This is a genomic window from Paenibacillus sp. P22 (genome assembly GCF_000469945.2).
GTDB classification, from domain to species: Bacteria; Bacillota; Bacilli; order Paenibacillales; family Paenibacillaceae; genus Paenibacillus_O; species Paenibacillus_O humicus.
The window spans coordinates 17,649-41,951 of sequence record NZ_CBRA020000064.1 but is presented as its reverse complement, the minus strand read 5'-3'; the positions used below and the strand labels follow the sequence as shown (position 1 = coordinate 41,951).

Genomic DNA, 24,303 nt, shown 5'->3' with positions numbered 1-24,303 from the left:
ACACGAGGGAAAGGAAGCGAGACTTCATGCCGGAATATCCTGAAATGGACCACTATCGGATGCTGCTGGGCGCTTCCGTCACCGGGCAGCGGATTCGAAAGGTCGCCGTCGAGCGGGAGAAGTCGGTCAATCTTCCGGCCGGAGAGTTCGTCTCCAGGCTGGAGGGCCGTACGATCTGGTTCGTCGAGCGGCGCGGAAAGCATTTGATTTTTCATTTGGACAACGGAGAAAGGCTGCTTCTGCATCTGATGCTGGGGGGCTGGATGTTCTACGGTTCCGATGAAGAGCGGCCCGACAGAACCGTTCAGGTTCAGCTGGACCTCGACAGCGGCAACCTGTATTTCATCGGGCTGCGGCTCGGCTACCTGCATCTGCTCTCCGCCAAGGAAACCGAAGGGAAGCTGGCCGCGCTCGGTCCCGAGCCTTTCGATCCGAGATTGACGCTGGCCGCGTTCACCGCCAGGCTCCAGGCCAAGAAGCGGAGCGCCCTGAAGACGGTGCTGGTGGACCAGAGCGTCATCGCCGGCATCGGCAACTGCTATTCCGACGAGATCGCCTGGGAAGCGAAGCTGCGCCCGGACGCCAAGCTCGGCGCGCTGAGCGAGGAGTCCTTCTCGCGGCTGTACGACGCGATGCATTCCATGCTGCTGGAGGCGCGCACCCGAGGCGGTTATATGGAGCATCCGTTCCAGGCCGGAGACGAGTCGACAGGCGGCTATAACGACGATTGCAAAGTCTATGACCGTCCGGGCGGCGAATGCTACCGCTGCGGCGGGACGATCGAGCAGCATGAAATGTCTTCGCGCAAAGTATTCTTTTGTCCGGATTGCCAGAAGGAATCCTGAGCCATGCCAGACAACCGGATCGGCTGCCATCTCAGCACCAGAGGCGGATATCGGGCCGCGGCGGAAAGGGCTTCGGCCCTCGGCTGCGGCTCTTTCCAATACTTCCCCAAAAATCCTCGCAGTCTCGGCGTCAAAACGTTCGATCGCCGCGACGCCCAGCGCTGCAAGGAATGGTGTCAGGAGCATGGACTGTCGTCCATCGCCCATTCTCCTTATCCGAACAACCTGGCCTCGGAGGATGCTTCCGTCCGCGAGCGGACAGCCGAATCTTTGCTCAACGATCTCGACATCGCGGAGGCATGCGGATCGCTTGGCGTCGTCGTCCATTTCGGCATTTACAAAGGCGCGGATCCGCTGGAAGGCTACCGGCTGATGATCGGGACGCTGGATGACATCACAAGCCGCTGGGACGGCAAATGCAAGCTTCTTATCGAGAATCAAGCCGGCAATCACGGCTTCATGGGCATGACGCTGGAGGAGCTGGCGCAAGTGCGCTCGCTCTGCCGCGAGCCTTCCAAGATCGCCTTCTGCCTCGACAGCTGCCATCTGTTCGCCAGCGGAATATGGAAAGGCGACCCCGGAGCGCAGTGGCATGCCGACGCGGAGAAGGCCGGCAGCCTGGACCATATCGCCGCCCTTCATTTCAACGACTCCGCCTACGGCAGCGGTTCGCGGCGCGACCGCCATGCCCGGCTGGGAGAAGGCGTTGTAGGCGACGCCGGACTCCGGTGGCTGCTTGAAGCCCTCCCCGGCATTCCCGCCGTCCTGGAGACGGCTTCCGGCGCAGACGGCACGCACCGGGAGCAGCTGTCGATCATGAAGTCATGGGAGGAACGGACTTGATCCATGTCTATTTAGATGATTTCCGCCGTTGTCCGGAAGGCTTCGTTCATGCCCGGAATGCCGAGGAATGCATCGCCCTCATCGCTTCCGGGGACATCGGCATTCTCTCCCTGGATTTCGACCTCGGCTGGGGCGAGCCCACGGGAATCGAGGTTGCCCGCTATATCGCAGAGAGCGGCCGTTATCCGCAGGAAATTTATCTGCACACATCCAGTACGGAAGGCAGGCAAATGATGTACAAGCTCCTGTCGGACTCGCTTCCGGCAGGAAGCCGTCTTTCCTATGCCTCCATGCCGGAAGAGACGCTTGCCAGGGCGGTAGGCGGCGGAACGGCCGGTGCCGCATCAATTCAAGAGAAGAACGGGTGAGCAGCATGACAATCATATCCTTGCAGCATTTGAGGCTGCAGCGAGAGGAACGCGAGATTCTTCAGGATGTCAGCCTGACCGTTCAGCCGGGCGAGCAGTGGGTCGTGCTGGGCCGCAACGGCTCCGGCAAAACGACGCTTCTCGAAATGCTGACGGGCTATATGTTCCCGACAGCCGGAACGGTCGAGGTGCTGGGCAACCGGTACGGGGAATGCGATGTCCGCGAGGTGCGAAAGAGGATCGGCTACATCAGCCAGTCGCTCGTGGAGAAGCTGGCTCTTGCCGACCCTGTATGGGAAGTGGTGGCTACGGGAGAGTATGCTTTTTTGCGCTTTTACCAAGAGATCCCGGAAGACGTGAAGGACAAGGCGCTGAGACTCCTTGAGGAATGCGGGCTCGGCCATGCCGCCCTGCAGCCGTTCGGAACGCTGTCGCAAGGGGAGCGCAAGAAAGTGCTGCTGGCGCGAGCGCTCATGAGCGACCCGGCCATCCTGATTCTGGACGAGCCTTGCTCCGGACTGGACCTGTATGAGCGCGAGAAGCTGCTCGCGGAGACGGGCAAGCTTGGAAGCCGCAGCATGACCGTCATTTATGTCACTCATCATATGGAAGAAATCATGCCTATGTTTACTCATGTCGCCTTGCTTCAGGACGGAAGGCTGATTGCTTCCGGACCCAAGGAGGAAGTGCTGACGGAACGCGTGCTCGGCGATGCCTATGAGCTTCCGCTGACGGTGGAATGGGCGCATGGCAGGCCTTGGATCAAAGTAGGAACGGATGGTGCAGCAGGTTGAGTCAGTGGATCGGAACGGCGAATAAAAGTTATGCATCCTATGCGATGGAAGAGCTTCGCAGGCAATTCGAAGGCATCTCCATCACGCAGCTTTCCCCGGGGGGAAGCTTTTCTGTTTGAAGTGCCGCTTGAACAAGAGGCGGTGCTGGCGTCCATCAAGGCGGAACAGCCGATTTTCCTGAGGCATTTGCAGCCCGTGGACGTTGTTCGGTCGATTTCGGCCGATGCGGACGACCTGGACTGGCTCAGCGACTGGATCCGGCTCTCCCGCGGCAAGCTCGAGGGCAAGCGCGCGGGCGTCCACGTACGCAAAGCGGAGGGAAGCCCTTATCCTTATTCTGCGGCGGATACAAAAGCCGTCGCGGCCGCAATGCTGGAGCAGTGCGGGGCGGAGCCGGAACAGAAGCATCCCGAGATTCTTGTCGCGGTATATGCATCCCGGGATACGCTGTATGCCGGCATCGGAACGCCTGCCGAGATGCTGTCCGACTGGCCGGGCGGAGCGGTACGCTTCCAGAAGGAGGAAGGGCAGATCTCCAGGGCCAAGTTCAAGCTTCTGGAGGCGGAAAGAGAGTTCGGGCTCGATTACGCCTCCTTCCGGAACGCGGTCGACATCGGCGCGGCTCCGGGAGGGTGGACGTCGCTCCTGCTGGAGCGCGGGCTGCGGGTGACCGCTATCGATCCCGCCGAGCTCCATCCGTCGCTGCTCGCTTACCGGACGTTGACCGTGCTCCGCAAAAATGCGGCTGAAGTGAGCTTCCAGCCCGGCGCTTTCGATCTGCTCGTCTGCGATATGAGCTGGAGCCCGATGCAGATGACGAAGCTCGTCCTCGATCTCGTTCCGGCTCTGCAGCAGGGCGGGACGGCGATTGTGACGGTCAAGCTGATGCACCGCAAGCCGCTGCAGACGATCCGGGAAGTAAAGAGCCGCCTGTCTGCGGCTTTCGACATTCTCGGCGCCAGGCAGCTGTTCCACAACAGGGAGGAAATGACCCTGTATTTGAAGAAGAAATAACTCATCCATTTTATACGAAGTGGCAAGCGGGAAAGCATCCCGGCTATGCGCAGGCTCTCTTTGGAGATGCTGCGCCATAGCCGGGTTTTTGCATTCCAGGCCGCATGGCGAGGGAGGCTGAGGGACATGGAAGAACATACGGCTGACATTTATCTGAATAGGGATGGCCTGGCCGCAGGCAGCTTGGTAGGCGGCCGGTATAGAGTGGCGGCGGAAATCGGACGCGGGGGGATGAGCCGAGTGTACGCCGTGGAGGATACCCGGCTGAACAATAAATTAAGGGCGTTAAAAATAAATGCGGCCGACCGGGCTGCCCTGACGGCGGAGGAAGCCTTCATGCTCATGAGGCTCGAGCACCCCCACCTGCCTCAGCTGCTGGATTATTATCCTCCGAGCCCGGGCTCCGGCGAGATGCTCGTCATGGACTACATCGACGGCCAGACTCTCCAGCAGGCGGTCAAGGCGCGGGGCAGAGGGCTCGAACTCCACGAAACGGCGGCGATATCGCTGCAGCTCTGCTCGGCGCTGTCGTACTTGCACCGCCAGCAGCCGCCTGTCATCCACCGGGACTTGAAGCCGTCCAACGTCATGATCGACAAGGAGGGAAGGGTCAGGCTCATCGACTTCGGCATCGCGCGCAGCTACAAGCCGGGCAGCCGATTCGATACGCGCCGGCTGGGAACGCCGGGTTTTGCGGCTCCGGAGCAGGAATCGGGAGGGCAGAGCGATTCCCGCACCGACGTTTACGGGCTTGGCCGTCTCGTGCGCTGGCTGATGCTCGGCGGCGAATGCCGCGAAGGCTTCCACGGAAGGAGGGAAGGGGAAGTGCTGCCTCCATGGCTTTTGAACATGCTGGAGCGGCGGCCGGAAGACCGGCTGCCATCCATGGAGGAGGCGGCCAGGGAAATCCGATTATGGGCCGACAGCGCTGGTGCGGGCTTGGCCGACAACGGCAAGGCGGCGGCGCTCGGCTTTGCCGGAGGCGCTTTGCCCGGAACCGTGTCGGTGCTGTCTCTCTCACCGGGGAGCGGGGCGACGTTTTTGTGCCTGATGCTGGCCCGGTATTTGGAGGAGAAGGGGCGGCCTTTCCAGCTGATCGAGGCTCCAGGGGGAGAGCCCGAATACTGCGCCTTGATCGGAAGCCCGGCGCTGCCTCCTGCCCCGGATGGGCCCGACCCCCGCTACCGGCGTCTCGGAGGCGTCCGCGCATCCTGGCAGGTGCTCCATCCCGAGCCTGCTCCCGCCGCGGCTGCCGATCAGGATGCGCGCTTCCGGCTGATGGCTTCCGGAGGCGGCGAAGGCGCCGTCATCGTCGACTGGTCGTCCCGCTGGCATGAGGCCGCCTTAGCGGAAGAGTGGGCTTCCGGTTCCGGGCTGCTCGTCGTCTGCGCGGATCCCAATCCCGCACGTTGGAGCAAAGCGAGAATCGCCGCCCTGAACCGGCTGCTGCGGATGCGGGAAGCTGCGGGGCTCCGTACGGTGTGGGCGGCCTGCAAGGACGCTCCGTTCCCGGAAAGGGCGGAATGGCTGGCGCTGCTCCCGGAAAAGCCGGCCATCGTAATTCCTTATCTGGAGCCGTCCGAATGGTACGCGCTGCTCTGGGAAGGAATGCCGCTGCCGCGCAAAGGGAATGCGGCCGCTGCGCTCCGTCAGGCATTGGGAGCTTTGTCGGCGTTGCTTCCGGGATAGAGAGGACCAAACCGATTTCCTGCAAGGAGATTCGTGCCGCGAGTCCGTTTATGGAAGGCTGGCCTCCTTTCTAAGGGTCTGCGCAGCCGTTCGCACTTTCTCCAATTTATGGTAATATGACAAGTAGAGAACCGGGAGGTGCGGATATGAAAGCAGGCTACATCTTGATGGCGGCTCTAGGCGCCGCCTTGATTCTATTCGGGCTTCTGCCCGTTGCGTATGCGTATCCTTCCAGCAGCGGCCCCGATTCCGGGCCAAGAACCCGCTGGGAGCTGATGCTGATCATTTCCTATGAAAACGGAACAGCGAGCGTCGTCATCGGCATTCTGCTCCTTCTGCTGGCGGCTTCAATGCTGTTCTTTCTCAACAATAAGACGGCGGCGGCCTAGTCACCCGGCCGCAGCTGCCGCAAGCGGCGGGTTCGAATCCGCTTCCAGCATGGCGATCCCAAGCCTCTTCTCGGAAGGGGAAGCCAAGCAGCCCCATAATGTGATACAATATCCCATTAGGAACCCTAATCGGGATATTTTCTCTGCATAAAGACAGGAATGGAGAATGGAACTTACATGAGCTTACTGACCGTTGAAAATTTATCGCATACATTCGGAGACCGCGTCCTGTTCAGGGACGTGTCGTTCCGACTGCTCGCAGGCGAGCGCGTAGGCTTGGTCGGCGCGAACGGCACCGGCAAGTCGACGATGATGAACATCCTGACCGGCAAGCAGCTGAAGGACGAGGGCCGAGTGGAATGGACACCCAAAATCCGATACGGCTACCTCGACCAGCATACGAAGCTGGAAGCGGGCAAGACGATCCGCGACGTGCTGCGCGACGCCTTCGGGCCGCTGCTGGAGCTGGAGAAGGAGCTGAACGAGGTGACGGCCGCCATGGGCGAGCCGGACGCCGACCTGGACGTCCTGCTGGAACGCATGGGCGAGATCCAGGAGGAGCTCGAGATCGGGGATTATTACCTGCTCGACGTGAAGGTGGACGAAATGGCGAACGGCCTCGGGCTCAGCGCCATCGGCCTCGACCGCGACGTCACGGCCCTCAGCGGCGGACAACGGACCAAAGTCTTGCTGGCCAAGCTCCTGCTGGAGAAGCCTACGGTCCTTCTGCTCGACGAGCCTACGAACTATTTGGATGATGAGCATATCTCCTGGCTGGCGAACTATCTGCGCAATTATCCCCATGCGTTCATCCTGATCTCCCATGACACCGGCTTCATGAACGCCGTCGTCAGCGTCATCTACCATCTGGAGTTTTCCCGCCTGACCCGCTACACGGGCAACTACGAGAAATTCCTGGAAATGGCCGAGATGAATAAAGCCCAGCATCTGGGAGCATACGAGAAGCAGCAGGAGTTCATCAAGAAGCAGGAAGACTTCATCCAGCGCAACAAAGCCAGAGCCTCCACCTCCGGCCGGGCGAAGAGCCGCGAGAAGCAATTGGACCGGATCGACCGCATCGACAAGCCGGAAGAAGCGGCGAAGCCGACGTTCAGCTTCAACGAAGGGCGGACGAGCGGCAAGACGATCTTCGAGGCGAAAGGCCTTTCCATCGGCTATTCGAGCCCGCTCCTGCCAAAGATGGACATGCTGATCGAGCGCGGCGACAAGATCGCCATCGTCGGCTGCAACGGCGTCGGCAAGTCGACGCTGCTCAAAACCATTTTGGGCCGCATCGAGCCGCTCGATGGAACGGTGTACCGCGGCGATTACCTGCTGCCGGCCTACTTCGAGCAGGAGGCGAAGGCTCCGGGGCTGACGCCGCTCGAGGATGTATGGAACGAGTTCTCTTTCATGAACCAGCATGAGGTCCGCGCGGCTCTTGCCCGCTGCGGCCTCAAGAACGAGCATATCACCCGCAGCCTGAGCCAGCTGAGCGGCGGCGAGCAGGCCAAGGTGCGGCTGTGCAAGCTGATGCTGCGCGAAAGCAACTGGATCCTCTTCGACGAGCCGACGAACCATCTGGACGTCGTAGCCAAAGCCGAGCTGAAGCGCGCGCTCCAGTCCTACCGGGGCACGATCGTCCTTGTCTCCCACGAACCTGATTTCTATGAGGACTGGGTAACGAAGACATGGGATGTAGAGGCCTGGTCGATGGAGCGTCAGGCGCAGAACTGATATAGGGCATGCTGTTCAAGCGGGCATCATGAGTATCCGGCTGTCAGGATCCGTCGACCGCGGTTCCGGATCTCGACAGCCGGCTTGACAGCCAGGCGGCGGCGCCGCCAATCTACCCGAAAGCAGGTGACATCCAAGAATGAATGAACGTGTGCTGGTTATCGAGGATGAAGAAAGCATCGCGCGCATCCTCCAGCTGGAGCTGGAGCATGAAGGCTATCATGTCGGCCACGCCCCGGACGGGCGCAGCGGCTTTCTGCAGGCATCCTCGGGAGAGTGGGACCTGGTCCTGCTCGACGTCATGCTGCCGGAGCTGAACGGCATCGAGGTGCTGCGCCGGCTCCGCCAGGCAGGCAATCCCATCCCCGTCATTCTCATCACAGCCCGGGATACGTGCCCGACAAGGTCAGCGGATTCGAGCACGGCGCCAACGACTACATCACCAAGCCCTTCGCGATGGAGGAGCTGCTGGCGCGCGTGCGCAATCTGCTGCGCATCTTCCAGCAGAATCCGAAGGAATCCGAAGGTTCCGATCTGCTCAAGATCGGCGATCTGACGGTCGAGCTGCGCACCCGCAAGGTGTTCCGCAAGGAGCTCGCCATCGACCTGACGCCGCGCGAGTTCGAGCTGCTCGTCTATTTGGCGCAGCATAAGAACGAAGAGAAGTCCCGGGAAGAAATCCTGTCGGAAGTATGGGGATACGACTTCATGGGCGAGACGAATCTCGTCGACGTCTATATTAGGTACCTCCGCCAGAAGCTGGACAAGGGCTTCCGACACAAGCTGATCCATACGGTGCGCGGAGTCGGCTACATGATGAAGGAGCCGGAGGCATGACTCTCCGCAAGCGGTTCACCCTCTTCACGATCTTCTGGCTCATCTTCATCCTCATCCTGTTCAACATCTTCGTCTACTTGTTCATGACGAAGATCACGACGCGCAGCGAGCAGCAGGTCATGATGAACAAGGTGAACCTGATTTTGGAGAACAACAAGCTGAACGACAAGACGCATCTCGCGGACGAAGGGCTGCTCAGGGAGTTCTACAACGTCAACGAGCTGATCCGGATCATCAGTCCGGAAGGCAAGACGGTCAATCTGCAGGGCTCCGATACGGACCTGCTGGCGCTGCCGGTCAAGTTCGTCGCCTACCGGGAGTCGGGGGAAAGGTTTGTCGGCAGCACGAGGGTTCTGTTCATGAAGGTGCCGCTTTACCAGGATTCCGAGATCATCGGCATGCTGGAGATCGAGCGCAAGCTCAATCTTCAGGACAGCTACATGAAGGTGCTCGTAGCGGCCTTGTCCGTGACCAGCATCGGCGCGATCCTGTTCGCGATCTTCGGCACGTACTGGTTCACCTCGAGGCTGACAGCCCCGATCCAGCAGATGGTGCAGACGATGAGGGAGATCGACCGCAGCGGCAAGCTGCGCAAGATCGAGATGGGGGACAAGGAGGAGTCGGCCGAGCTGCTCCAGCTCCTCCGCGCCTTCAACCAGATGATCGAGAGGCTGGACCGCACGTTCGCCCGTCAAAAGCAGTTCGTCGCAGACGCGTCGCATGAGCTGAAGACGCCGCTGACCGTCATCGTCAGCTACGCGGGCATGCTGAAGCGCTGGGGCCGCGACGACGCCGCGATCCGCGAAGAGGCGATCGATGCGATCGCCAAGGAAGCGGAGCGCCTGCAGAACCTCACCAAATCGATGCTCATGCTGGCCGAAGCGGAGCAGGAGGATTGGCTGAATCTGGAGACGTTCGACGTCGTGCAGATGGTCGACGAGCTGGCCGGCATGCTGCAGGCGACGTTCCAGCGTCCGATCCGGGTCCATACTTCCGCAGGCGGACTGAAGATGTCGGGCGACAAGGACAAGATTCGCCAGCTGCTCGTCATCCTCCTGGACAACGCCATCAAGTACAGCAAGGAGCCGATCGACGTCACGGTGAGCGCGGTCAAGCAGTCCGTGCGCGTCCATGTGACGGACAAGGGCATCGGCATTCCCGAGAACGAGATTCCTTATCTGTTCGAGCGGTTTTACCGCGTGGACGGGGCGCGCCGCCGCACGACCGGCGGCGTCGGGCTCGGCCTCTCGATCGCCAAGAGGATCGTCGAGCTCCATGAAGGACAGATCGACGTATTCAGCAAGCCGGGCAAAGGAACGACGATTACGCTCCAATTCCCGCAGACGCTGAAAGGCAACGGCGGCCGGTAGCGCTGCCGGCCTTTTGGCCGCAATGAAAGCAAAAAAGCCGCACGCCCTCGGTATCGAAGGCGATGCGGCTTTTATCATCGTTCGTAAGGAATTCTCTACAGGACGCGCTTGGCGGTGACGTAGTGATTGTTCCAGTAGGAGGTGCCGAGGCTGGAGATCGTCACGCCCGTCTTGCCGTAGGTGTGCAGAATCTTGTTGGAGCCGGCGTAGATGGCGACGTGGCCGATGCTCTTGCCGGAGCTGCCGGTGAAGAAGACGAGATCGCCCTTGCTGAGATAGCCGCGGGTCACCTTGACTCCCTTGGCGGCCTGCTCGCTAGAAGTCCTTGGCAGGGAGACGCCGGTTTTCTTGTAGACGTATTGGGTGAACGAAGAGCAGTCGAATGCGTATGTAACGCCGCTAGGAGCTCCGAGGCGGTAAGGAACGCCCAAATACTGCTTGCCGTAGGAGAGAAGCTTTTCCGCCTGCGGCGTCGCGGCATGTGCTGTCGATGCAGAGCCAAGAGCGAGTCCCGACACTCCAATGACAGCGCAGAGGCCGATGTTCATGATCGTCTTTTTCCATTTGCTTGTGCGCATGTCTTGTGGTGTCCCTCCATCATGGTGTACGTTGATTATGTAGTGTTGCTTACAAAAAGGATCATAACACACCTTTTGTATCCTAATCATTTCCAGAAAGAAAGAAAACCCAACCAAACCGCGATGTAAAAGGCTTTATGAGAATACGGTGAGAATCCTCTCATAATTGGTTGGCCGTTTATTAAAGGAGGTTAATGATGAAATTCCGCGTAAGCGCGGTCCAGTATGAACTGGCCGATATCGATTCCTTTGACGAATTCGCCGCTCAAGCCGCCCATTATGTCCGCAATGCCTCGGAATATGGAACCCAGTTCCTGCTGTTCCCCGAATTCATGACGACGCAGCTGCTCAGCATCAGAGGAGAGGACGGCAAAGCGCTCGGCATACAGTCGCTGCCGGACTTCACGGAGGCGTACGAAGGGCTGTTCGCCGGCCTTGCCCGGGAATACGGCATGCACATCATCGCAGGCACCCACGTCGTCCGCACGGCGGAGGGCAAGCTCAGAAACACGGCGTATTTGTTCGGACCCGACGGGAGCATGCGCACGCAAGCCAAAATCCATCTGACGCCGACAGAAGTGGAGGAATGGAACATGTCCGCCGGAGACGGCCTGGAAGTGTTCGACACTCCGTACGGCAAGATCGCGATGCTGACCTGCTACGACATCGAGTTTCCCGAAATCGTGCGCATGGCCCGTGCCAAAGGGGCGGACGTCATCTTCTGTCCTTCCTGCACGGATGACCGCCACGGCTTTTACCGCGTGCGCTACTGCTGCCATGCCCGGGCCGTCGAGAACCAGGTCTATATCGTGACGACCGGAACGGTCGGTTCCTTGCGCCGGGTAGACTTCATGAGAGCCAATTACGGCCAGGCGGCCGTCATCACTCCGAACGATATTCCGTTCCCTCCGAAGGGCATCATGTGCGAAGGGACGGAAAACCGCGATATGCTGATCGTGGCCGACCTTGACCTGTCCTTGCTCGAGGACGTCCGCCGGAGCGGCTCCGTGACGACGTGGAGAGACCGGCGTACGGATCTGTATGGGGATTGGAGCTGACAGAAGCCGGGGAGAAGGAAGGAATCATCAGATGCTGAAAAAACTGTACGTGATCCACGCAGGCAAGCCGGTAGAAGCGGCGATTCGCCGCTACGGCCTTGAAGATGCGGAGGGATTGATCCGGGTGCAGGAAGCGAGCTTCCCGCCTCCTTATCCTCAGGAGCTGCTCTGGAACCGGGAGCAGATCCGCGAGCATGCAGCCCGCTTCCCGGAAGGAGCCCTATGCGCTGTCGTGGATGGGGAGATCGTCGGGTCCATGACCGGCATGCTGACGGACGGAAGCCTCGCCGGAAACCATGACTGGGCAACCGTCACCGACAGCGGCTATATCCGGAATCACGATCCGGAGGGGGACACTCTCTATGTCGTGGATATATGCGTCCGGCCCGAGCATCGCAAGAGCGGCATCGGCAAGTGGCTGATGCAGACGATGTACGAAACAGTCGTGCATCTGGGCAAGGCAAGGCTGCTTGGCGGCGGCCGGCTGCCGGGCTACCATCGTCATGCCGCCGAGCTGAAGCCGCAGCAGTATGTGGCCGCCGTGCTGAAGGGCGACCTCCATGACCCGGTTTTGTCTTTTCTGCTCCGCTGCGGCAGGATGCCGGCCGGGATTGCGGAGAACTATTTGGAGGATGAGGAATCCTGCCACTATGCCGCACTGATGGAATGGCGCAATCCGTTCCTCATCCAGGAGTCTTAAGAAAGAAACCTGATCAAAAAAAAGAAGGAGTTGGCCGTATACATGGAATTCCACCGCATTGTGTCCATTGATGATCCGCAGTTCCCCAAGCTCCACCGCCTGCTGCAGGAGGTGTTTCCGCCGGAAGAGGTGCTCGCCTACGACCTGTGGCGGGAGCCGCTGCTCGACCCGTCCATCCATGTCTGCGTCGCCCTGCATGAGGGCGAGGCGGTCGGCGCCACGGAATACCGCTATTATCCGGACATGCGGGTCGCCATGACGGACTTACGATCATCGGCCGGCCGGGCCTCGGCATCGGGCGTTTCCTGATGCGCAGCCGCGAGCGGGAGCTGGATCGGCTGGCCAAGGAATCCGCAACGGAGCCGCTCGGCATGTTCGCGGAGATTTACGATCCTTACCGCACCGGGCATGAATTCGGAGGCGTCAGCCCGATGAATCCGATCGTCAGGCGCGAGGTGCTGTCCCATATCGGCTACAAGCGACTGGATCTCGCCTATGTCCATCCTTCCTGGGATTTGGAAGGCGGAGCGGTAAGCGGCCTGGACCTCGGCTTCCTGCCGACGGACGAGCTCCGTGACGAGATTCCGGGAGCTCTGGCCGCTCAGTTTTTGGAAACCTACTATTCGGCAATCGAGCGCAAGCCTCGGGAATGGTACGACATGGTTCAGGGCATCCGAGAACGGGAATTTATCGCCCTGCTTCCGCTCTGATGGCTTCGGCACCGGCCGTGCTGACCTTCCTCGGCACCGGCGATTCGCTTGGAGTGCCGCGGGTTTATTGCAGTTGCTCCGTGTGCGAGGAAGCAAGGAAGACCGGCAGGAACCGGAGGCTGCGCTCCCTCGTGCGGATCGACGGACTGGAAGGCGGCGGCTCTCCGGACGATGTGACGCTGATCGACTGCGGACCCGACTGGGGCAGGCAGATGGAAGCGGCAGGTTTGCGCTCGATCAGGAGAATGCTGATCACGCATGCGCACTTCGACCATATCGGCGGCCTCGTGGAGTGGGCGGATGCATGCAGATGGACGAAGCAGAGGGGCCAGGCACACGCTCCCGCCGAGGTCATCCCCGATATTCGGGCCCGCTTTCCCTGGCTGGACCGATGGATCGATTTCACGCCGATCGAAGAGCCGCTCGTGATCGGCTGCTGGAGCATTCGAAGCTGGCGCGTCCATCATGGATTCAACGGTTATTCGTACGCCTATCGGTTCGACCATGGCGAGACCGGATACGCCTGGGTCTACTGCTCGGATTCCATCGGCCTTGACGAAATGCAGAAGGCGCCGCTGCGCGGCGCCGATCTCATCGTGCTCGGGACGAGCTTTTACCGCGAGCCCTATCCTTACGCCGGGCGCTCCGTATACGACGTCACGGAAGCTCTGGAGCTGCGGGAGGAGCTGCAGCCGGGCGAAATGCTGCTGACGCATATGTCGCATGATATCGATCTGCGCCGTGAGTACGGCCTGCCGGACAACGTGAAGTTCGCCGAGGCGGGAATGCGCCGTATTCTCGATTAATTGAACTCGACAAACAAGCAGCCCCCGAAGATGCGGCATCGCATCCGTCGGGGGCTGCTTGTTTGGTCTACGGGCTGTCTAGCCGGCTCCGCGTTCTTCCGGGCGGCCCTGGGAATGGCGGAACAGCTGCTCGTAATAGCCGCGCTGCCGGACCAGCTCCTCGTGGCTGCCCTGCTCGGCGATGATGCCGCTGCGCATGACGATGATGCGGTCCGCATCCATGACAGTCGAAATGCGATGGGCGATGACGAGTGTCGTCCTTCCCGCCGCAACGGCGTCCAGCGCCCGCTGGACGAGCTGCTCGGTGCTGGAGTCGAGATTCGCCGTCGCCTCGTCCAGCACGAGAATGGCAGGCTGATAGAGCACGATGCGGGCAAAGCTGAGCAGCTGCCGCTCTCCGGTGGACAGTCCGCTGCCTTTTTCGCTCAGCATCGTGTCATAACCGTCCGGCAGACGGCGGATCAAAGCGTCGGCCCCGACGAACCGGCAAGCTCCATCGCTTGCTCCCGGCTGAAGCGGGTGTCGAACAGGCGGATGTTGTCGATGATCGAGCCCGAGAACAGGTACGGCTCCTGCTGGACCAGCCCGACCGTCCGGCTGAGCGTGGCGAGAGGGAGCTCGCGCACGTCGATGCCGTCGATCCGCACCGAACCCTTCCGCACGTCGTAGAACCGGCACAGAAGGCTGATCAGCGAGCTTTTGCCGGCTCCTGTCGTGCCGACGATGCCGATTCTCTCTCCGGGACGGATTCTCAGGCTCAGCGCCTTGATGACCGGCTCCCCGTCCCCATAGCCGAACGTCACGTTGCGGAAATCGATGGCGCCGCTGACCTTCGGACTGCCGCCCCCGTTCAAGACCGGGAAGGAGGCTTTTCCTTCATCCGGAAGATCGGGCTTGGTGCTAAGCAGGCCCCAGATCCGGTCCATCGATACGGAGGCGGATTGCAGCGTATTCCATTGCTGTGTAATCGCATTGATGGGCTGGAAAAACTGCCGGATATACGTGATGAACGCATACAGGATGCCGAATTCCAGGCTTTCGCCCAGGACGGCGCGGCCTCCGAGCCAGGCGATGAAGGCGACCGACAGGTTGCCCAGCAGGTCGAAGGAGCGGTTGAACAGCACGTTCGTGCGGATTTCCCTCAGATTGGCCTCGAAGTACGTTTCGTTCTTTTCGGCGAACTGGCGCTCCTGCTCCTTCTCCTGATGGAAAGCCTGCACCAGATTCATGCCGGAGAGGTTCTCGGCCGTGAAGGCGATCAGGCGCGACAGTCGGCTGCGCGACAGCTGGTACGTCTTGCGCATGTAGCTGCGGAAGGAGAACGCGATGATGCCGATGACGGGAAGCAGCACCATGCTGTAGGAAGCGAGCACGGGATCGAGCTGGAACATGAGCACGATGATGAGCAGCAGCGTCATCCCGTCGCGCATGAGGCTCATCAGCACCTGGGTGAAAAATTGGCTGACCGTCTCCGTGTCGCTGGATACATGCGTCACGAGGCTGCCGCTCGACGTCCGGTCGAAGAAAGACGGGGACAGCCGGGATATATGGCGGAACAAGTCCTTGCGGAGGCTTGCCACGATGCCTTGGCCGGTGCGCTGGATCAGGTTGTTCTGCAGATAGGAGAACAGCAGCGCGAGAATGGACAGAAGAAGATACAGGACGCCGATGAGCAGCAGCGGCCGAAATTCCGTCCTGCCTTTCATGAGGTGGTCGTCGATGACGATCTTGACGAGATAAGGCTGGAGCAGGTCGGCGAATACCGCGATCAGCGTGCAGAAGAATACGCCTGCGAACGCTTTGCGATACGGCTTGGCATAGATCATGATGCCTTTTCGGGCTTCCTTGGAGCGGGCCGGGTTTTGCTGCTGCTTCGCTGCTTCGGCATGCTCAGCCGATTTGGCCATGTGAAGTCCCTCCTTGCTGCAGGGCGAACAGCTCCGCATAGATGCCTTTCTCCGCCAGCAGGCTTTCATGCGTTCCTTGCTGGACGATCCGGCCTTCGTCCATGACGAAGATGACATCGGCATGCTTGAGCGCGCTGATGCGATGCGCGATGATCAGCGTGGTCTTGTTTTGGCGGAGCTGCTGGATATTGCGGATGATGGCCGTTTCAGTGACGGCATCGACAGCGCTGACGCTGTCGTCGAGAATGAGAATGGGAGCGTCCTTGATGAGCCCTCTGGCCAGGCTCGTACGCTGCCTCTGTCCGCCGGAAAGCGTGACGCCTCGCTCGCCGAGGCGGGTCTGGAAGCCCTCGCTGAACTGCTGGATGCTCTCGTAGATGCCGGCTTGGCGGGAGGCGTCCTCGACCTCCCTCTGCTCGGCATTGCGCCTGGAGAAGGCGATGTTGTCGCGCATCGTCGTGCTGAACAGGAAGCCGTCCTGCGGGACATAGGCGATATTCTCGCGCAGGCTGCCGAGGCCGAGCTCCCGGATATCGGTTTCGCCGATCCGGATCGTTCGCGGGGGTGCTTCGTAGATCCGCAGCAGCAGCTTGGCGATCGTCGTTTTGCCGCTGCCGGTCCGGCCGATGATTCCCGCAGTCATGCCCGGCTTAACAGAGAGCTGGATATCATGGAGCGCCTCCATGGGCGAGCCGGGGTAGTTGAAGCTGAGGCCGCGCAGCTCGATTCCGGATCCGGAGAGCGGGACGGACTGCTCCGCATCGCTGATATCCGGGATGATGGACAGAAGCTCCTGCAGCCGCTCAAGGCTGGCGCGGGACCGCTGCATCGTGTTGATGACGTTGCCGATCTGCTGCAGAGGATTGATCATCAGCCGAACATAAAGCGTCAAGGAGACGAACATTCCGATCGTAATGGCTCCGCTCAGAGCCTGATAGCCGCCGTAAGCGATCGTGACGACCAGCGACAGGGCGCCGAGAAACGGAAGCAGCGCCTGGAAAAAGGAAGACATCCGCACCAGTCCGAGCTGGCTTTCCCTGATCCGGTCGACGGTGCCGCCGAATCTCTCCGCCATGACGTCCTCGGCGGCGAATTTCTGGGTGACGCGCATGCCGCCGAACTGCTCCTCGGCCGATTCGGTCATGCGCGCGAGGGCGTTCTGCACGATGCGGGAGCGCTTGCGGATCCGCGGTCCGAAGTAGACGACCAGGAACGGAATCAGCAGCAGGGGGGACACGCAAGGAACGATGAGTCCCCAGGGAAGTCCCGAAGCGGCCATCATGACGAAGGCCGACAGGAGCAGGATGACGGCGTTGGCCGTCTGATTGAGGCATACCGAGATGGCTTCCCGGACGGAGGTGACGTCGTTCATGACGTAGCTCAGCATTTGGCCGACGCCGTGCTTGGCGTAGTAGGACTCGCTCAGCCGGGTGAAGTGGCGGAACAGACGCTTGCGCATCAGCCGCTCGAAGCCTCTGCCGAGCCTCATGATGAGGTATTGTCCGAGGCCGGCCATGGAGCCGTAGCAGACGGCGATGGCGACGAGCATGAGCGCGTACATTCGGATGTCGGGCATCGCGATATCATCGTTTTTGAGACGGTCGATGAACTCTCCGAGAATGTGCGGGTAGTAGGACTGGATGATGTTTCCGGCGGCGATAAGCAGCAGCGAGGCGGTGTAGAGCCAGCCTCTTGAAGCCAGGTAAGGGGTCAGCAGCCTTAATTTCATCTCGTACCTCCTGCGATGCAGCGTTGGTTCCATTATAAGGCGGCTCCGAATATAATTCACTACTAAACAAAAAGGGGTCTTCGGGAGACGGCATTCGGGCGGCGGAAGCTCTTGACGAAAATCGATTTTGTTTGTATGCTCGTGGGAGCTATACGATTCCAGCCGACTTTCATCCAAAGGGGAGCTATTGATGATTACAGGTGTTCTTAACTCTTAAATTTTATATGGCGCTTCTCGAAGTCATTCCCCTTATGAATGGATTCATTCACTAGGTTTTTCGGGTGCGCTTATGAAGAGTTGAGAACATGTGGATACTCACCCTGAGCGATGGTCTGCGGACAATCGTCTTACCGGTATTCCGTGCTCCTTCGAGCACGGTTTTTTTTCGTTTCCCATGCACCTGCCGCCGCAAGCTGTTCACCGAGGCTTGCGGCAGCCGGTCATTGGAGGCGTACTGGGGAAAGACGGCAGCAGGTACCTAGCCCGACAGGAGTGGAGCGCTTCCGCGTTCCCTCCTGTTTTTTTGTGTCCTTGAACGCCTTCTAGCGGCTGGGTCGATATGGACATGAGCATTTTCGGGGAGGAAATCAAGTTGAATCAAGCATCCATGGCAAGACTGGAATACGACGCCATCCATGAGCAGCTGTGCGGCTTCACCGTATCGGAGCCCGGCCTCAGGCTGGCTCAGAAGCATCGTCCAAGCCCGGTAGGGAGACAGGCGGCGCAGTGGCTCCGCGAGACGGCCGAAGCGGAGTCGCTGCTGGCGTCGGGAGCGAGCGTACCGCTGTCCGCGATGGAAGGCATCGGTCCGTTCCTTGCGCTGCTCGGCAAGGGCAGAATCTACGACGAGCGCGAGCTGTCGGGCTTGTCGGCATGGCTCGGCTCCGTGGCGCAGATGAAGCGCTACATGGAGGCCAAGAGAGATGCCGCGCCGCTTCTGTCCGGCTACGCCTCTTCCATGCGCGATTGTCCGGAGCTGCGGGCCGAGCTGGATCGCTGCATCCGGGGAGGATGGCTGCATGACCATGCTTCGCCCGAGCTGTCCCGGATCAGGCGCGCTTACGGAGTGGCGGAGGACCGAATACGGAGGAAGCTCGACGCTTCGCTGGCCAAATATCGAAATGCAATTCAGGAAGCCGTCATCAGCCAGCGCAGCGGCAGGTTCGTCCTCGCGGTCCGGCGCGAGCACCGCAAGCTGGTGCCTGGAACCGTATGGGATGAATCCGCCAGCGGCCAGACGCTGTTCGTAGAGCCGGCCGACATTGCCGATCTGCAGGCGGAGCTGTCTTCATGGAAATCGGCGGAGGAGCAGGAGCGGCTGCGCATCCTGGCCGGGCTGTCGGAGCTGGCGGAGGAGCATGGGCCGCAGCTCGGCATCAACCTGGAGACGATGGCGATGTTCGATTTCATTCTCGCGAGAGGCAAGCTGGCGATCTCGTACAGCGGGACGGAGCCCGCGCTTGAAGCCGAACCCGCCGTCAGGATCGTGTCCGGGCGCCATCCGCTGCTCGGGGAGCAAGCGGTGCCTATCGATGCCGAGCTCGGCCTGGAATGGGATCAGCTGTACATTACCGGTCCCAATACGGGAGGCAAGACGCTGGCGCTCAAGACGATCGGCCTTTTCGTGCTCATGGCCCAGGCAGGCTTGTTCCTGCCGGCGGCCGAAGGGACGTCGATCGGCCTGTTCGACGATGTGCTGGCCGATGTAGGAGACGGGCAGAGCATCGAGCAGTCGCTCAGCACCTTTTCCGCCCATCTGGCCGTTCTGCGGGAAGTGCTGGCCACGGCTGGAAGGAGGACGCTCGTCCTGCTCGATGAGCTCGCCGCAGGGACGGATCCGGGTGAAGGGATAGCGCTTTCGATCGCCGTGCTGGAGGAGCTGGGACGGCGAGGCTCGAAGCTTGCCGTGACGACTCATTTCAATGAAATCAAAGCGTATGCCGCGCGCACCGGACGCTGCATGAACGCCCGCATGGCCTTCGATCCGGAATCTCTGCAGCCGCTGTACCGGCTGGAGCCGGGAGAGGCGGGGGACAGCTACGCGCTGGCGATCGCGAGGCGATACGGACTGCCCAAGTCGATCCTCGACCGTGCGGAGCAGCTGAGGCCGCATCGGTCTCCGGAGCTTCAGCGGCAGGAAGGAGCTTCGGAAGCTCCTTCGATGAAGCCTCTCGATAGGAGGCAAAGCGATCCGGAACGGACTGGAGCAAGGGAGCGAAGCAAGGCGGAGCCCGCTTCGGCGGGAAATGCCAAAAAAGCGGAGGGGAAGGAGAAGGTGCATTTCCGCGTCGGAGACTGCGTCTGGATCTACCCGCTCCGGAGAATGGGCATCGTCTTCCGTGAAGCGGATGAGCGTGGAGAGGTCGGGGTTCAGGTTCAAAAGGAAAAGAGAAGCTTCAACCGCAAGCGGCTGGCCTTGTATATCGAGAAAGAGCAGCTCTATCCGGGGACGGAGTACGATCTCGACATCGTGTTCGATTCGAAGGAAAACCGCAAGGCCAGAAAGCTGATGTCCCGCAAGCATGTCGATGGGCTGAGCATCGAGACGCCGGGCGACGGCGGCAAGGAATGACCGGTGTCAAGCCGGAGGCAAGCGGCAAGCGGCCGAAGGCGAACGGCGAACAGCAGACCGCGTACGGCGAAAGCCGGCAAACGGAATCTCAGCCGATGCTCTCGATGACGAGAAGCCAGCCTTCCGCCGACGATACGGTGCCGGATTCGGCGGCCAATGCATTGCTGATGCCGAGCGACTGGCCGATCTCCAGGCTTGCGTCGGTCAGCGGATATTGAAAACCGGCAAGGTTGATGCCGGCTACGCGCATGCTGAGCGGCAGCAGCGAGATATGCTCGAAGCGGCTGCGGCCCAATGCCATCGATGAGCCCGGCGGCAGCACGCGGATCCGGTTCGCAGCGTCCTCGATGGCTGCGGGAATGCCCTGTTCCGCGGACAACCGCAGCAAGTGGACATTGGCGAGCGTGTGGTCAAGGCGGCTTCCCGTCGCGCCCAGCAGAAGAATCGACGACGGCTTCAGGTCAAGGCCACGTCGGAAGGCAAGCTCGGTATCCGTATAGTTTTTGTCGACGGGATCGAAGGAAGCCGATTCGAGGCTTTCGGCGTGGATATCCTTCTGCTCCTCCGGGCTTACGGAGTCGAAGTCGCCGAGCGACAGATGAGGCTTGATGCCATGGCGCACGAGAAACAGCGCTCCGGCGTCGGCTCCGATGATGCGGTCGCCTTCTTGGATCAAATCCAGAATCCAGCTGCCCAGACTGCCTCCGGATACGATGACGACCCGGCCATTGAAGGTTGACGGTTCCAAGGTTTTCCATCCTTTCGGGATTGAATCTGCCGACATTATAGCTTGTCCGGAGACGATGCCGCAATGACGGTTGCGTCCTGCATCCCTCGCGGCTATTATAGGTAGGATGATGGAGACTTAAGGGGCGTTAGAACTTGTACACCGATATTTTTGCCGTATTCAGCATTATCGGCACGATTGCGTTCGCGGTCAGCGGAGCGATCGTCGCCATGGAGGAAGAGTATGACATTCTGGGCGTCTTCGTGCTCGGACTTGTGACCGCATTCGGAGGCGGCGTCATCCGCAACCTGCTCATCGGGGTTCCGGTCACGACGTTATGGACCCAGGGCCTTCTCATCAAGGTTGCGCTGGCGGCGATGACGATCGCCTTCCTGCTGCCGGTCGGCTGGATCCAGCATTGGCGCAGGATGGAGGCGCTGTTCGATGCCATCGGCCTGTCGGCGTTCGCGATACAGGGCGCCTTGTACGCCACGGGCATGAAGCATCCGCTCAGCGCGGTCATGGTCGCCGCCACGCTTACCGGCATTGGAGGCGGAATCATCCGCGATCTGCTCGCCGGGCGCAAGCCGCTCGTGCTGCGCGACGAGATCTACGCGGTATGGGCCATTCTCGCCGGCGCCGCGATCGGCCTCGGATGGCCGGGAAGCACGGTCGGGCTGATCGTCCTGTTCGTGCTGATCATCGTCATGCGCATGTTCTCGGTCATATTCAAGTGGAGGCTGCCGAGAAGGTCGCTGCGTCCCGCCTCGGGAGACATGAGAAAGGGAGGGCTGTTCTGATGGCGGACAACAAGAAGACGAAGGTTCTGTTCGTATGCCTCGGCAACATCTGCCGTTCCCCGATGGCCGAGGCGGTTCTCCGGCACAAGGCGGAGGAACAGGGGCTTGGCGGAATCGTCGAAGCCGGCAGCTGCGGAACCGGAGACTGGCATCTCGGCCATTCGCCTCATGAGGGCACGCGCCGGATGCTGGACGCGGCCGGAATCTCCTGCCAGGGAATGATTTCGACGCTCGTCAGCCGGCAGGCTCTGGAGCAGGCCGACTATATCGTCTGCATGGACGAGAAGAACGAGCAGGATGTGAGGGAGCTGCTGCGGGAGTGGTCCATCGAACCGGACGGCGAGCTGCTTCGTTTCATGGAGCTGCTTCCGGGGCAGGAGCGTGCCGGGGTGCCGGATCCATATTATACCGGCGATTTCGAGGAGACGTTCCGCCTCGTGAAGGAAGGCTGCGACCGGCTGCTGAGCTTAATCAAGAACGATCAGGCCAGACTTGCCGGCCATGCGCGCGTATAGAAGTGGGCGGCAGCACGCCAAAGGCGAATAAAAAAAGGGAAGCGGCTTTCCGGCCGTTTCCCTTTATTTTTGCGCCATGACAGCTGATCAGTCCATGAAATGCTTGAGGCCGTCGGGAATTTCCCGCTGCCAGAAGCCCCATTGATGCTTGCCGTCTTTTTCCGTATACAGGATCCCGGCGCCCTTGGCCTCGAGCAGCTCCCGCATCTCGCGGTTCAGCGTGACGAAGTCGTAGATGCCCGTATCGGTCTGGTAGTCGGTTTCCTGCAAGCCGACATACTGGTACAGCTGCAGCCAGCCAAGCTCCTGCTCCAGCGCCGCCAGCTGCTGCGAGGCCTCATAAAATGCGCCGGACAGCGAGAGGACGCGGCTCCAAATATCCGGATACCGGAGCGCGAGATGAAGGGACACCGTGCCGCCGAGCGAATCGCCGACGAGCAGCCGCTCCGAGCGCTCGCGCCGGACCGGATAGCGCTCCTCGACGAAGGGAAGCATCTCTTCCGCGAAAAAGCGGACGTAGGCTTCGTGCAGGCTGCCGTCCGGGGAATATTCGGCCGTGCGCTTCTTTTTGTCCACGTCGACTCCGACAATGATGAAGGGCTCGATCTCGCCGTCGATGATCAGCTTGTTGGCGAGCGTCGCGATCCGTCCGAAGTTGAACAGGTCTTCGCCGTCCTGGCCGTACACGACCGGGTAGCTCAGCACTTCGTTGTAGCCGGGGGGAAGGTAGATCCTCAGATCGCGGGAGCCCGTATCCAGGAAGGCGCTCGGCACCGTTTCCTTCACGATGGTCCGTTTCAAGTATTTGTCGTCGGTCATGCTTATGTCCTCCTTGGGCTGCATGGGGAAGCGGAGCTTAGGGTAAACAATAAGGAGATGTCCCGCGCCCCGCCGTTCCGGCCTGCAGCTGTTTTTCATTTTTCTGTAATGGAGATCCCACGGCTGGAAATCCCATCCCGTCGCAGCCGGCTCTCGCCGTTCCTTGGCATTCAGAACGTCCGCCGCTTATGAAAACGCTTGTTGTACTATCCTGTACTACTGAAATTGCAAGGCTGTTACACATACAATTCATGCACATATTTCTTGAAAATCATGAAAAATCGCCGCTTTCACGCAATTTTTTTTTGACCGTTTCAAGGTAACAGGTTTATAATAATTCTATAACAGAGCAGATCAAGATTCAAATAACAAATCGAGGTGAACCTCCCTGATGAGCAAGCTCATGAACAAGCATTCTTACGAAGTCCACAGTGATAACGTAGAGCCGCTTACGATTCTTTCGCCGGAGGGCGAAGTCGTGAATCCGGATCTCATGCCGGAGCTCAGCGACGAACAATTGAAGGAACTGATGTACCGCATGGTCTTCACGCGCACTTGGGATGAGCGCGCCGTGAATCTCGGCCGTCAAGGCCGTCTCGGCTTCTACGCGCCGGTATCCGGCCAGGAAGCTTCCATGATCGGAAGCGAATACGCGCTGAACAAGGAAGACTTCATCTGCCCGGCTTACCGCGACATGCCTCAGATCGTCTGGCACGGCCTTCCGCTGTACCAAGCGTTCCTGTACTCCCGCGGCCATCAGCATGGCGGCCAGATTCCCGAAGGCGTCAACGTCCTGATGCCGCAAATCATCATCGGCGCTCAGATCCTCCATGCGACCGGCGTTGCGATGGCATTCAAGAAGCGCGGCGAGAAGCGCGTTGCGATCACGTACACCGGCGACGGCGGCTCGTCCGAGGGCGATTTCTACGAAGGCCTGAACTTCGCGGGCGCCTATAAGCTGCCTGCGATCTATGTCGTGCAGAACAACGGCTACGCGATTACGACTCCTTATTCCAAGCAGACGGCTGCCCAGTCGATCGCCCACAAGGCTCTCGCTGCCGGCATCAAAGGCGTGCAGGTTGACGGCATGGACGTATTGGCTGTCGTCAAAGCGGTATCCGAAGCTGCCGAGCGCGGACGCAACGGCGAAGGCGCGACGCTGATCGAGCTGCTGACGTACCGTTTCCGTCCGCATTCCCTCTCCGACGATACGACCAAGTACCGTACGAAGGACGAGGAAAGCGAATGGACCCAAAAGGATCCGATCATCCGCTTCGGCAAATATCTGGACAAAAAAGGCCTCTGGACAGAGGAAGATACGGCTCGCGTGAAAGAAGAAGCCAAAGCAGCCGTGAACGATGCGATCAAAAAAGCCGAGGCGACCGAGAAAATGACGGTCGGCGGCCTGATCGACTCGATGTTCGAGAACACGCCTGCGCATCTTGAAGAGCAAAAAGCCGATTTCTAAGCGGCCAAGCGGCCGATCCACCGAAGGA

The 24,303-nt window shown here is 60.3% G+C and carries 20 protein-coding genes and 3 pseudogenes; 18 read left to right on the top strand and 5 right to left on the bottom strand.

The features are described from left to right. Window positions 1-26: 26 nt before the first annotated feature. The 10 genes and pseudogenes from BN871_RS10680 to BN871_RS10635 all read left to right on the top strand — a co-directional run bounded on the left by BN871_RS10680 (window position 27) and on the right by BN871_RS10635 (window position 9,886). On the top strand, window positions 27-845 hold the full coding sequence (locus BN871_RS10680; protein ID WP_021877456.1) for an Fpg/Nei family DNA glycosylase: 819 nt from the start codon (window positions 27-29) through the stop codon (window positions 843-845). A gap of 3 nt (window positions 846-848) precedes the next feature. After that, on the top strand, window positions 849-1,688 hold the full coding sequence (locus tag BN871_RS10675; protein ID WP_021877457.1) for a deoxyribonuclease IV: 840 nt from the start codon (window positions 849-851) through the stop codon (window positions 1,686-1,688). Continuing rightward, window positions 1,685-2,056: a cyclic-phosphate processing receiver domain-containing protein gene (locus BN871_RS10670; protein ID WP_048745882.1), complete on the top strand. Its 372-nt coding sequence runs from the start codon at window positions 1,685-1,687 to the stop codon at window positions 2,054-2,056. Before BN871_RS10675 ends, BN871_RS10670 begins: the two co-directional genes overlap by 4 nt. A gap of 11 nt (window positions 2,057-2,067) precedes the next feature. Continuing rightward, window positions 2,068-2,850, top strand: a complete 783-nt coding sequence (locus BN871_RS10665; protein WP_048745920.1) for an ABC transporter ATP-binding protein — start codon at window positions 2,068-2,070, stop codon at window positions 2,848-2,850. A 120-nt stretch (window positions 2,851-2,970) separates the two neighbouring features. After that, window positions 2,971-3,864 carry an SAM-dependent methyltransferase gene (locus BN871_RS10660; RefSeq protein WP_332310212.1) on the top strand — a complete coding sequence of 298 codons (894 nt, stop codon included), beginning with the start codon at window positions 2,971-2,973 and terminating at the stop codon, window positions 3,862-3,864. A gap of 126 nt (window positions 3,865-3,990) precedes the next feature. Then, window positions 3,991-5,553 carry a serine/threonine-protein kinase gene (locus BN871_RS10655; RefSeq protein ID WP_048745881.1) on the top strand — a complete coding sequence of 521 codons (1,563 nt, stop codon included), beginning with the start codon at window positions 3,991-3,993 and terminating at the stop codon, window positions 5,551-5,553. A gap of 146 nt (window positions 5,554-5,699) precedes the next feature. Further along, window positions 5,700-5,942 carry a hypothetical protein gene (locus tag BN871_RS10650; protein WP_021877462.1) on the top strand — a complete coding sequence of 81 codons (243 nt, stop codon included), beginning with the start codon at window positions 5,700-5,702 and terminating at the stop codon, window positions 5,940-5,942. 177 nt (window positions 5,943-6,119) lie between these two features. Beyond that, complete coding sequence (locus tag BN871_RS10645; protein WP_048745880.1) at window positions 6,120-7,679, top strand: ABC-F family ATP-binding cassette domain-containing protein; 1,560 nt, start codon at window positions 6,120-6,122, stop codon at window positions 7,677-7,679. A gap of 139 nt (window positions 7,680-7,818) precedes the next feature. Next, a pseudogene (locus BN871_RS10640) lies at window positions 7,819-8,516 on the top strand (response regulator transcription factor). Further along, entirely contained in the window at window positions 8,513-9,886 is a 1,374-nt protein-coding gene (locus BN871_RS10635; RefSeq protein WP_021877466.1) for a HAMP domain-containing histidine kinase, read from the top strand. Before BN871_RS10640 ends, BN871_RS10635 begins: the two are co-directional and overlap by 4 nt. A gap of 95 nt (window positions 9,887-9,981) precedes the next feature. Here the strand turns inward: BN871_RS10635 and BN871_RS10630 are convergent, their stop codons facing one another. Next, window positions 9,982-10,464, bottom strand: coding sequence for a C40 family peptidase (locus BN871_RS10630; RefSeq protein ID WP_049867307.1), 483 nt, complete (start codon window positions 10,462-10,464; stop codon window positions 9,982-9,984). A 197-nt stretch (window positions 10,465-10,661) separates the two neighbouring features. Here BN871_RS10630 and BN871_RS10625 point away from each other — a divergent pair, with 197 nt between their 5' ends. The 4 genes and pseudogenes from BN871_RS10625 to BN871_RS10610 all read left to right on the top strand — a co-directional run bounded on the left by BN871_RS10625 (window position 10,662) and on the right by BN871_RS10610 (window position 13,738). Next, entirely contained in the window at window positions 10,662-11,522 is an 861-nt protein-coding gene (locus BN871_RS10625; RefSeq protein WP_048745879.1) for a carbon-nitrogen hydrolase family protein, read from the top strand. A 31-nt stretch (window positions 11,523-11,553) separates the two neighbouring features. Then, entirely contained in the window at window positions 11,554-12,222 is a 669-nt protein-coding gene (locus BN871_RS10620; protein ID WP_048745878.1) for a GNAT family N-acetyltransferase, read from the top strand. 42 nt (window positions 12,223-12,264) lie between these two features. After that, a pseudogene (locus tag BN871_RS10615) lies at window positions 12,265-12,932 on the top strand (GNAT family N-acetyltransferase). After that, window positions 12,932-13,738: an MBL fold metallo-hydrolase gene (locus BN871_RS10610; protein WP_048745877.1), complete on the top strand. Its 807-nt coding sequence runs from the start codon at window positions 12,932-12,934 to the stop codon at window positions 13,736-13,738. The pseudogene BN871_RS10615 and the gene BN871_RS10610 overlap by 1 nt, the downstream one beginning before the upstream one ends. A gap of 78 nt (window positions 13,739-13,816) precedes the next feature. Here BN871_RS10610 and BN871_RS10605 read toward each other — a convergent pair. Together BN871_RS10605 and BN871_RS10600 are read right to left on the bottom strand one after the other, a co-directional pair. Then, a pseudogene (locus BN871_RS10605) lies at window positions 13,817-15,645 on the bottom strand (ABC transporter ATP-binding protein). Continuing rightward, on the bottom strand, window positions 15,629-17,374 hold the full coding sequence (locus BN871_RS10600; RefSeq protein WP_048745876.1) for an ABC transporter ATP-binding protein: 1,746 nt from the start codon (window positions 17,372-17,374) through the stop codon (window positions 15,629-15,631). Before BN871_RS10600 ends, BN871_RS10605 begins: the two are co-directional and overlap by 17 nt. Window positions 17,375-17,966: 592 nt before the next feature. On the opposite strand from BN871_RS10600, the gene BN871_RS10595 reads away from it, so the two are divergent. Next, entirely contained in the window at window positions 17,967-19,946 is a 1,980-nt protein-coding gene (locus BN871_RS10595; RefSeq protein WP_048745916.1) for an endonuclease MutS2, read from the top strand. Between the two features lie 88 nt (window positions 19,947-20,034). Here BN871_RS10595 and BN871_RS10590 read toward each other — a convergent pair whose 3' ends face one another. Further along, window positions 20,035-20,694 (bottom strand): thiamine diphosphokinase, encoded by a 660-nt coding sequence (locus BN871_RS10590; protein ID WP_232312959.1) that lies wholly within the window; start codon window positions 20,692-20,694, stop codon window positions 20,035-20,037. Between the two features lie 134 nt (window positions 20,695-20,828). Between BN871_RS10590 and BN871_RS10585 the strand changes: the two genes are divergently transcribed. After that, complete coding sequence (locus BN871_RS10585) at window positions 20,829-21,473, top strand: trimeric intracellular cation channel family protein (protein ID WP_048745872.1); 645 nt, start codon at window positions 20,829-20,831, stop codon at window positions 21,471-21,473. Then, the gene (locus BN871_RS10580; RefSeq protein ID WP_048745871.1) at window positions 21,473-21,988 is read left to right on the top strand and encodes a low molecular weight protein-tyrosine-phosphatase; all 516 of its coding nucleotides are present in this window, start codon (window positions 21,473-21,475) and stop codon (window positions 21,986-21,988) included. Before BN871_RS10585 ends, BN871_RS10580 begins: the two co-directional genes overlap by 1 nt. 87 nt (window positions 21,989-22,075) lie before the next feature. Here BN871_RS10580 and BN871_RS10575 read toward each other — a convergent pair whose 3' ends face one another. Continuing rightward, entirely contained in the window at window positions 22,076-22,807 is a 732-nt protein-coding gene (locus BN871_RS10575; RefSeq protein ID WP_048745869.1) for an esterase family protein, read from the bottom strand. A 403-nt stretch (window positions 22,808-23,210) separates the two neighbouring features. On the opposite strand from BN871_RS10575, the gene pdhA reads away from it, so the two are divergent. Beyond that, window positions 23,211-24,275, top strand: a complete 1,065-nt coding sequence (gene pdhA / locus BN871_RS10570; protein WP_048745914.1) for a pyruvate dehydrogenase (acetyl-transferring) E1 component subunit alpha — start codon at window positions 23,211-23,213, stop codon at window positions 24,273-24,275. Window positions 24,276-24,303: the final 28 nt, after the last annotated feature.

Excerpts from the sequence above, each read along its gene's own strand:
- BN871_RS10645 (WP_048745880.1), top strand. The coding sequence starts at position 6,120 with ATGAGCTTACTGACCGTTGAAAATTTATCGCATACATTCGGAGACCGC.
- BN871_RS10625 (WP_048745879.1), top strand. The coding sequence starts at position 10,662 with ATGAAATTCCGCGTAAGCGCGGTCCAGTATGAACTGGCCGATATCGAT.
- BN871_RS10600 (WP_048745876.1), bottom strand. The coding sequence starts at position 17,374 with ATGAAATTAAGGCTGCTGACCCCTTACCTGGCTTCAAGAGGCTGGCTC.
- BN871_RS10635 (WP_021877466.1), top strand. The coding sequence starts at position 8,513 with ATGACTCTCCGCAAGCGGTTCACCCTCTTCACGATCTTCTGGCTCATC.
- pdhA (WP_048745914.1), top strand. The coding sequence starts at position 23,211 with ATGAACAAGCATTCTTACGAAGTCCACAGTGATAACGTAGAGCCGCTT.
- BN871_RS10650 (WP_021877462.1), top strand. The coding sequence starts at position 5,700 with ATGAAAGCAGGCTACATCTTGATGGCGGCTCTAGGCGCCGCCTTGATT.
- BN871_RS10575 (WP_048745869.1), bottom strand. The coding sequence starts at position 22,807 with ATGACCGACGACAAATACTTGAAACGGACCATCGTGAAGGAAACGGTG.
- BN871_RS10580 (WP_048745871.1), top strand. The coding sequence starts at position 21,473 with ATGGCGGACAACAAGAAGACGAAGGTTCTGTTCGTATGCCTCGGCAAC.
- BN871_RS10680 (WP_021877456.1), top strand. The coding sequence starts at position 27 with ATGCCGGAATATCCTGAAATGGACCACTATCGGATGCTGCTGGGCGCT.
- BN871_RS10655 (WP_048745881.1), top strand. The coding sequence starts at position 3,991 with ATGGAAGAACATACGGCTGACATTTATCTGAATAGGGATGGCCTGGCC.
- BN871_RS10675 (WP_021877457.1), top strand. The coding sequence starts at position 849 with ATGCCAGACAACCGGATCGGCTGCCATCTCAGCACCAGAGGCGGATAT.
- BN871_RS10630 (WP_049867307.1), bottom strand. The coding sequence starts at position 10,464 with ATGCGCACAAGCAAATGGAAAAAGACGATCATGAACATCGGCCTCTGC.
- BN871_RS10610 (WP_048745877.1), top strand. The coding sequence starts at position 12,932 with ATGGCTTCGGCACCGGCCGTGCTGACCTTCCTCGGCACCGGCGATTCG.
- BN871_RS10620 (WP_048745878.1), top strand. The coding sequence starts at position 11,554 with ATGCTGAAAAAACTGTACGTGATCCACGCAGGCAAGCCGGTAGAAGCG.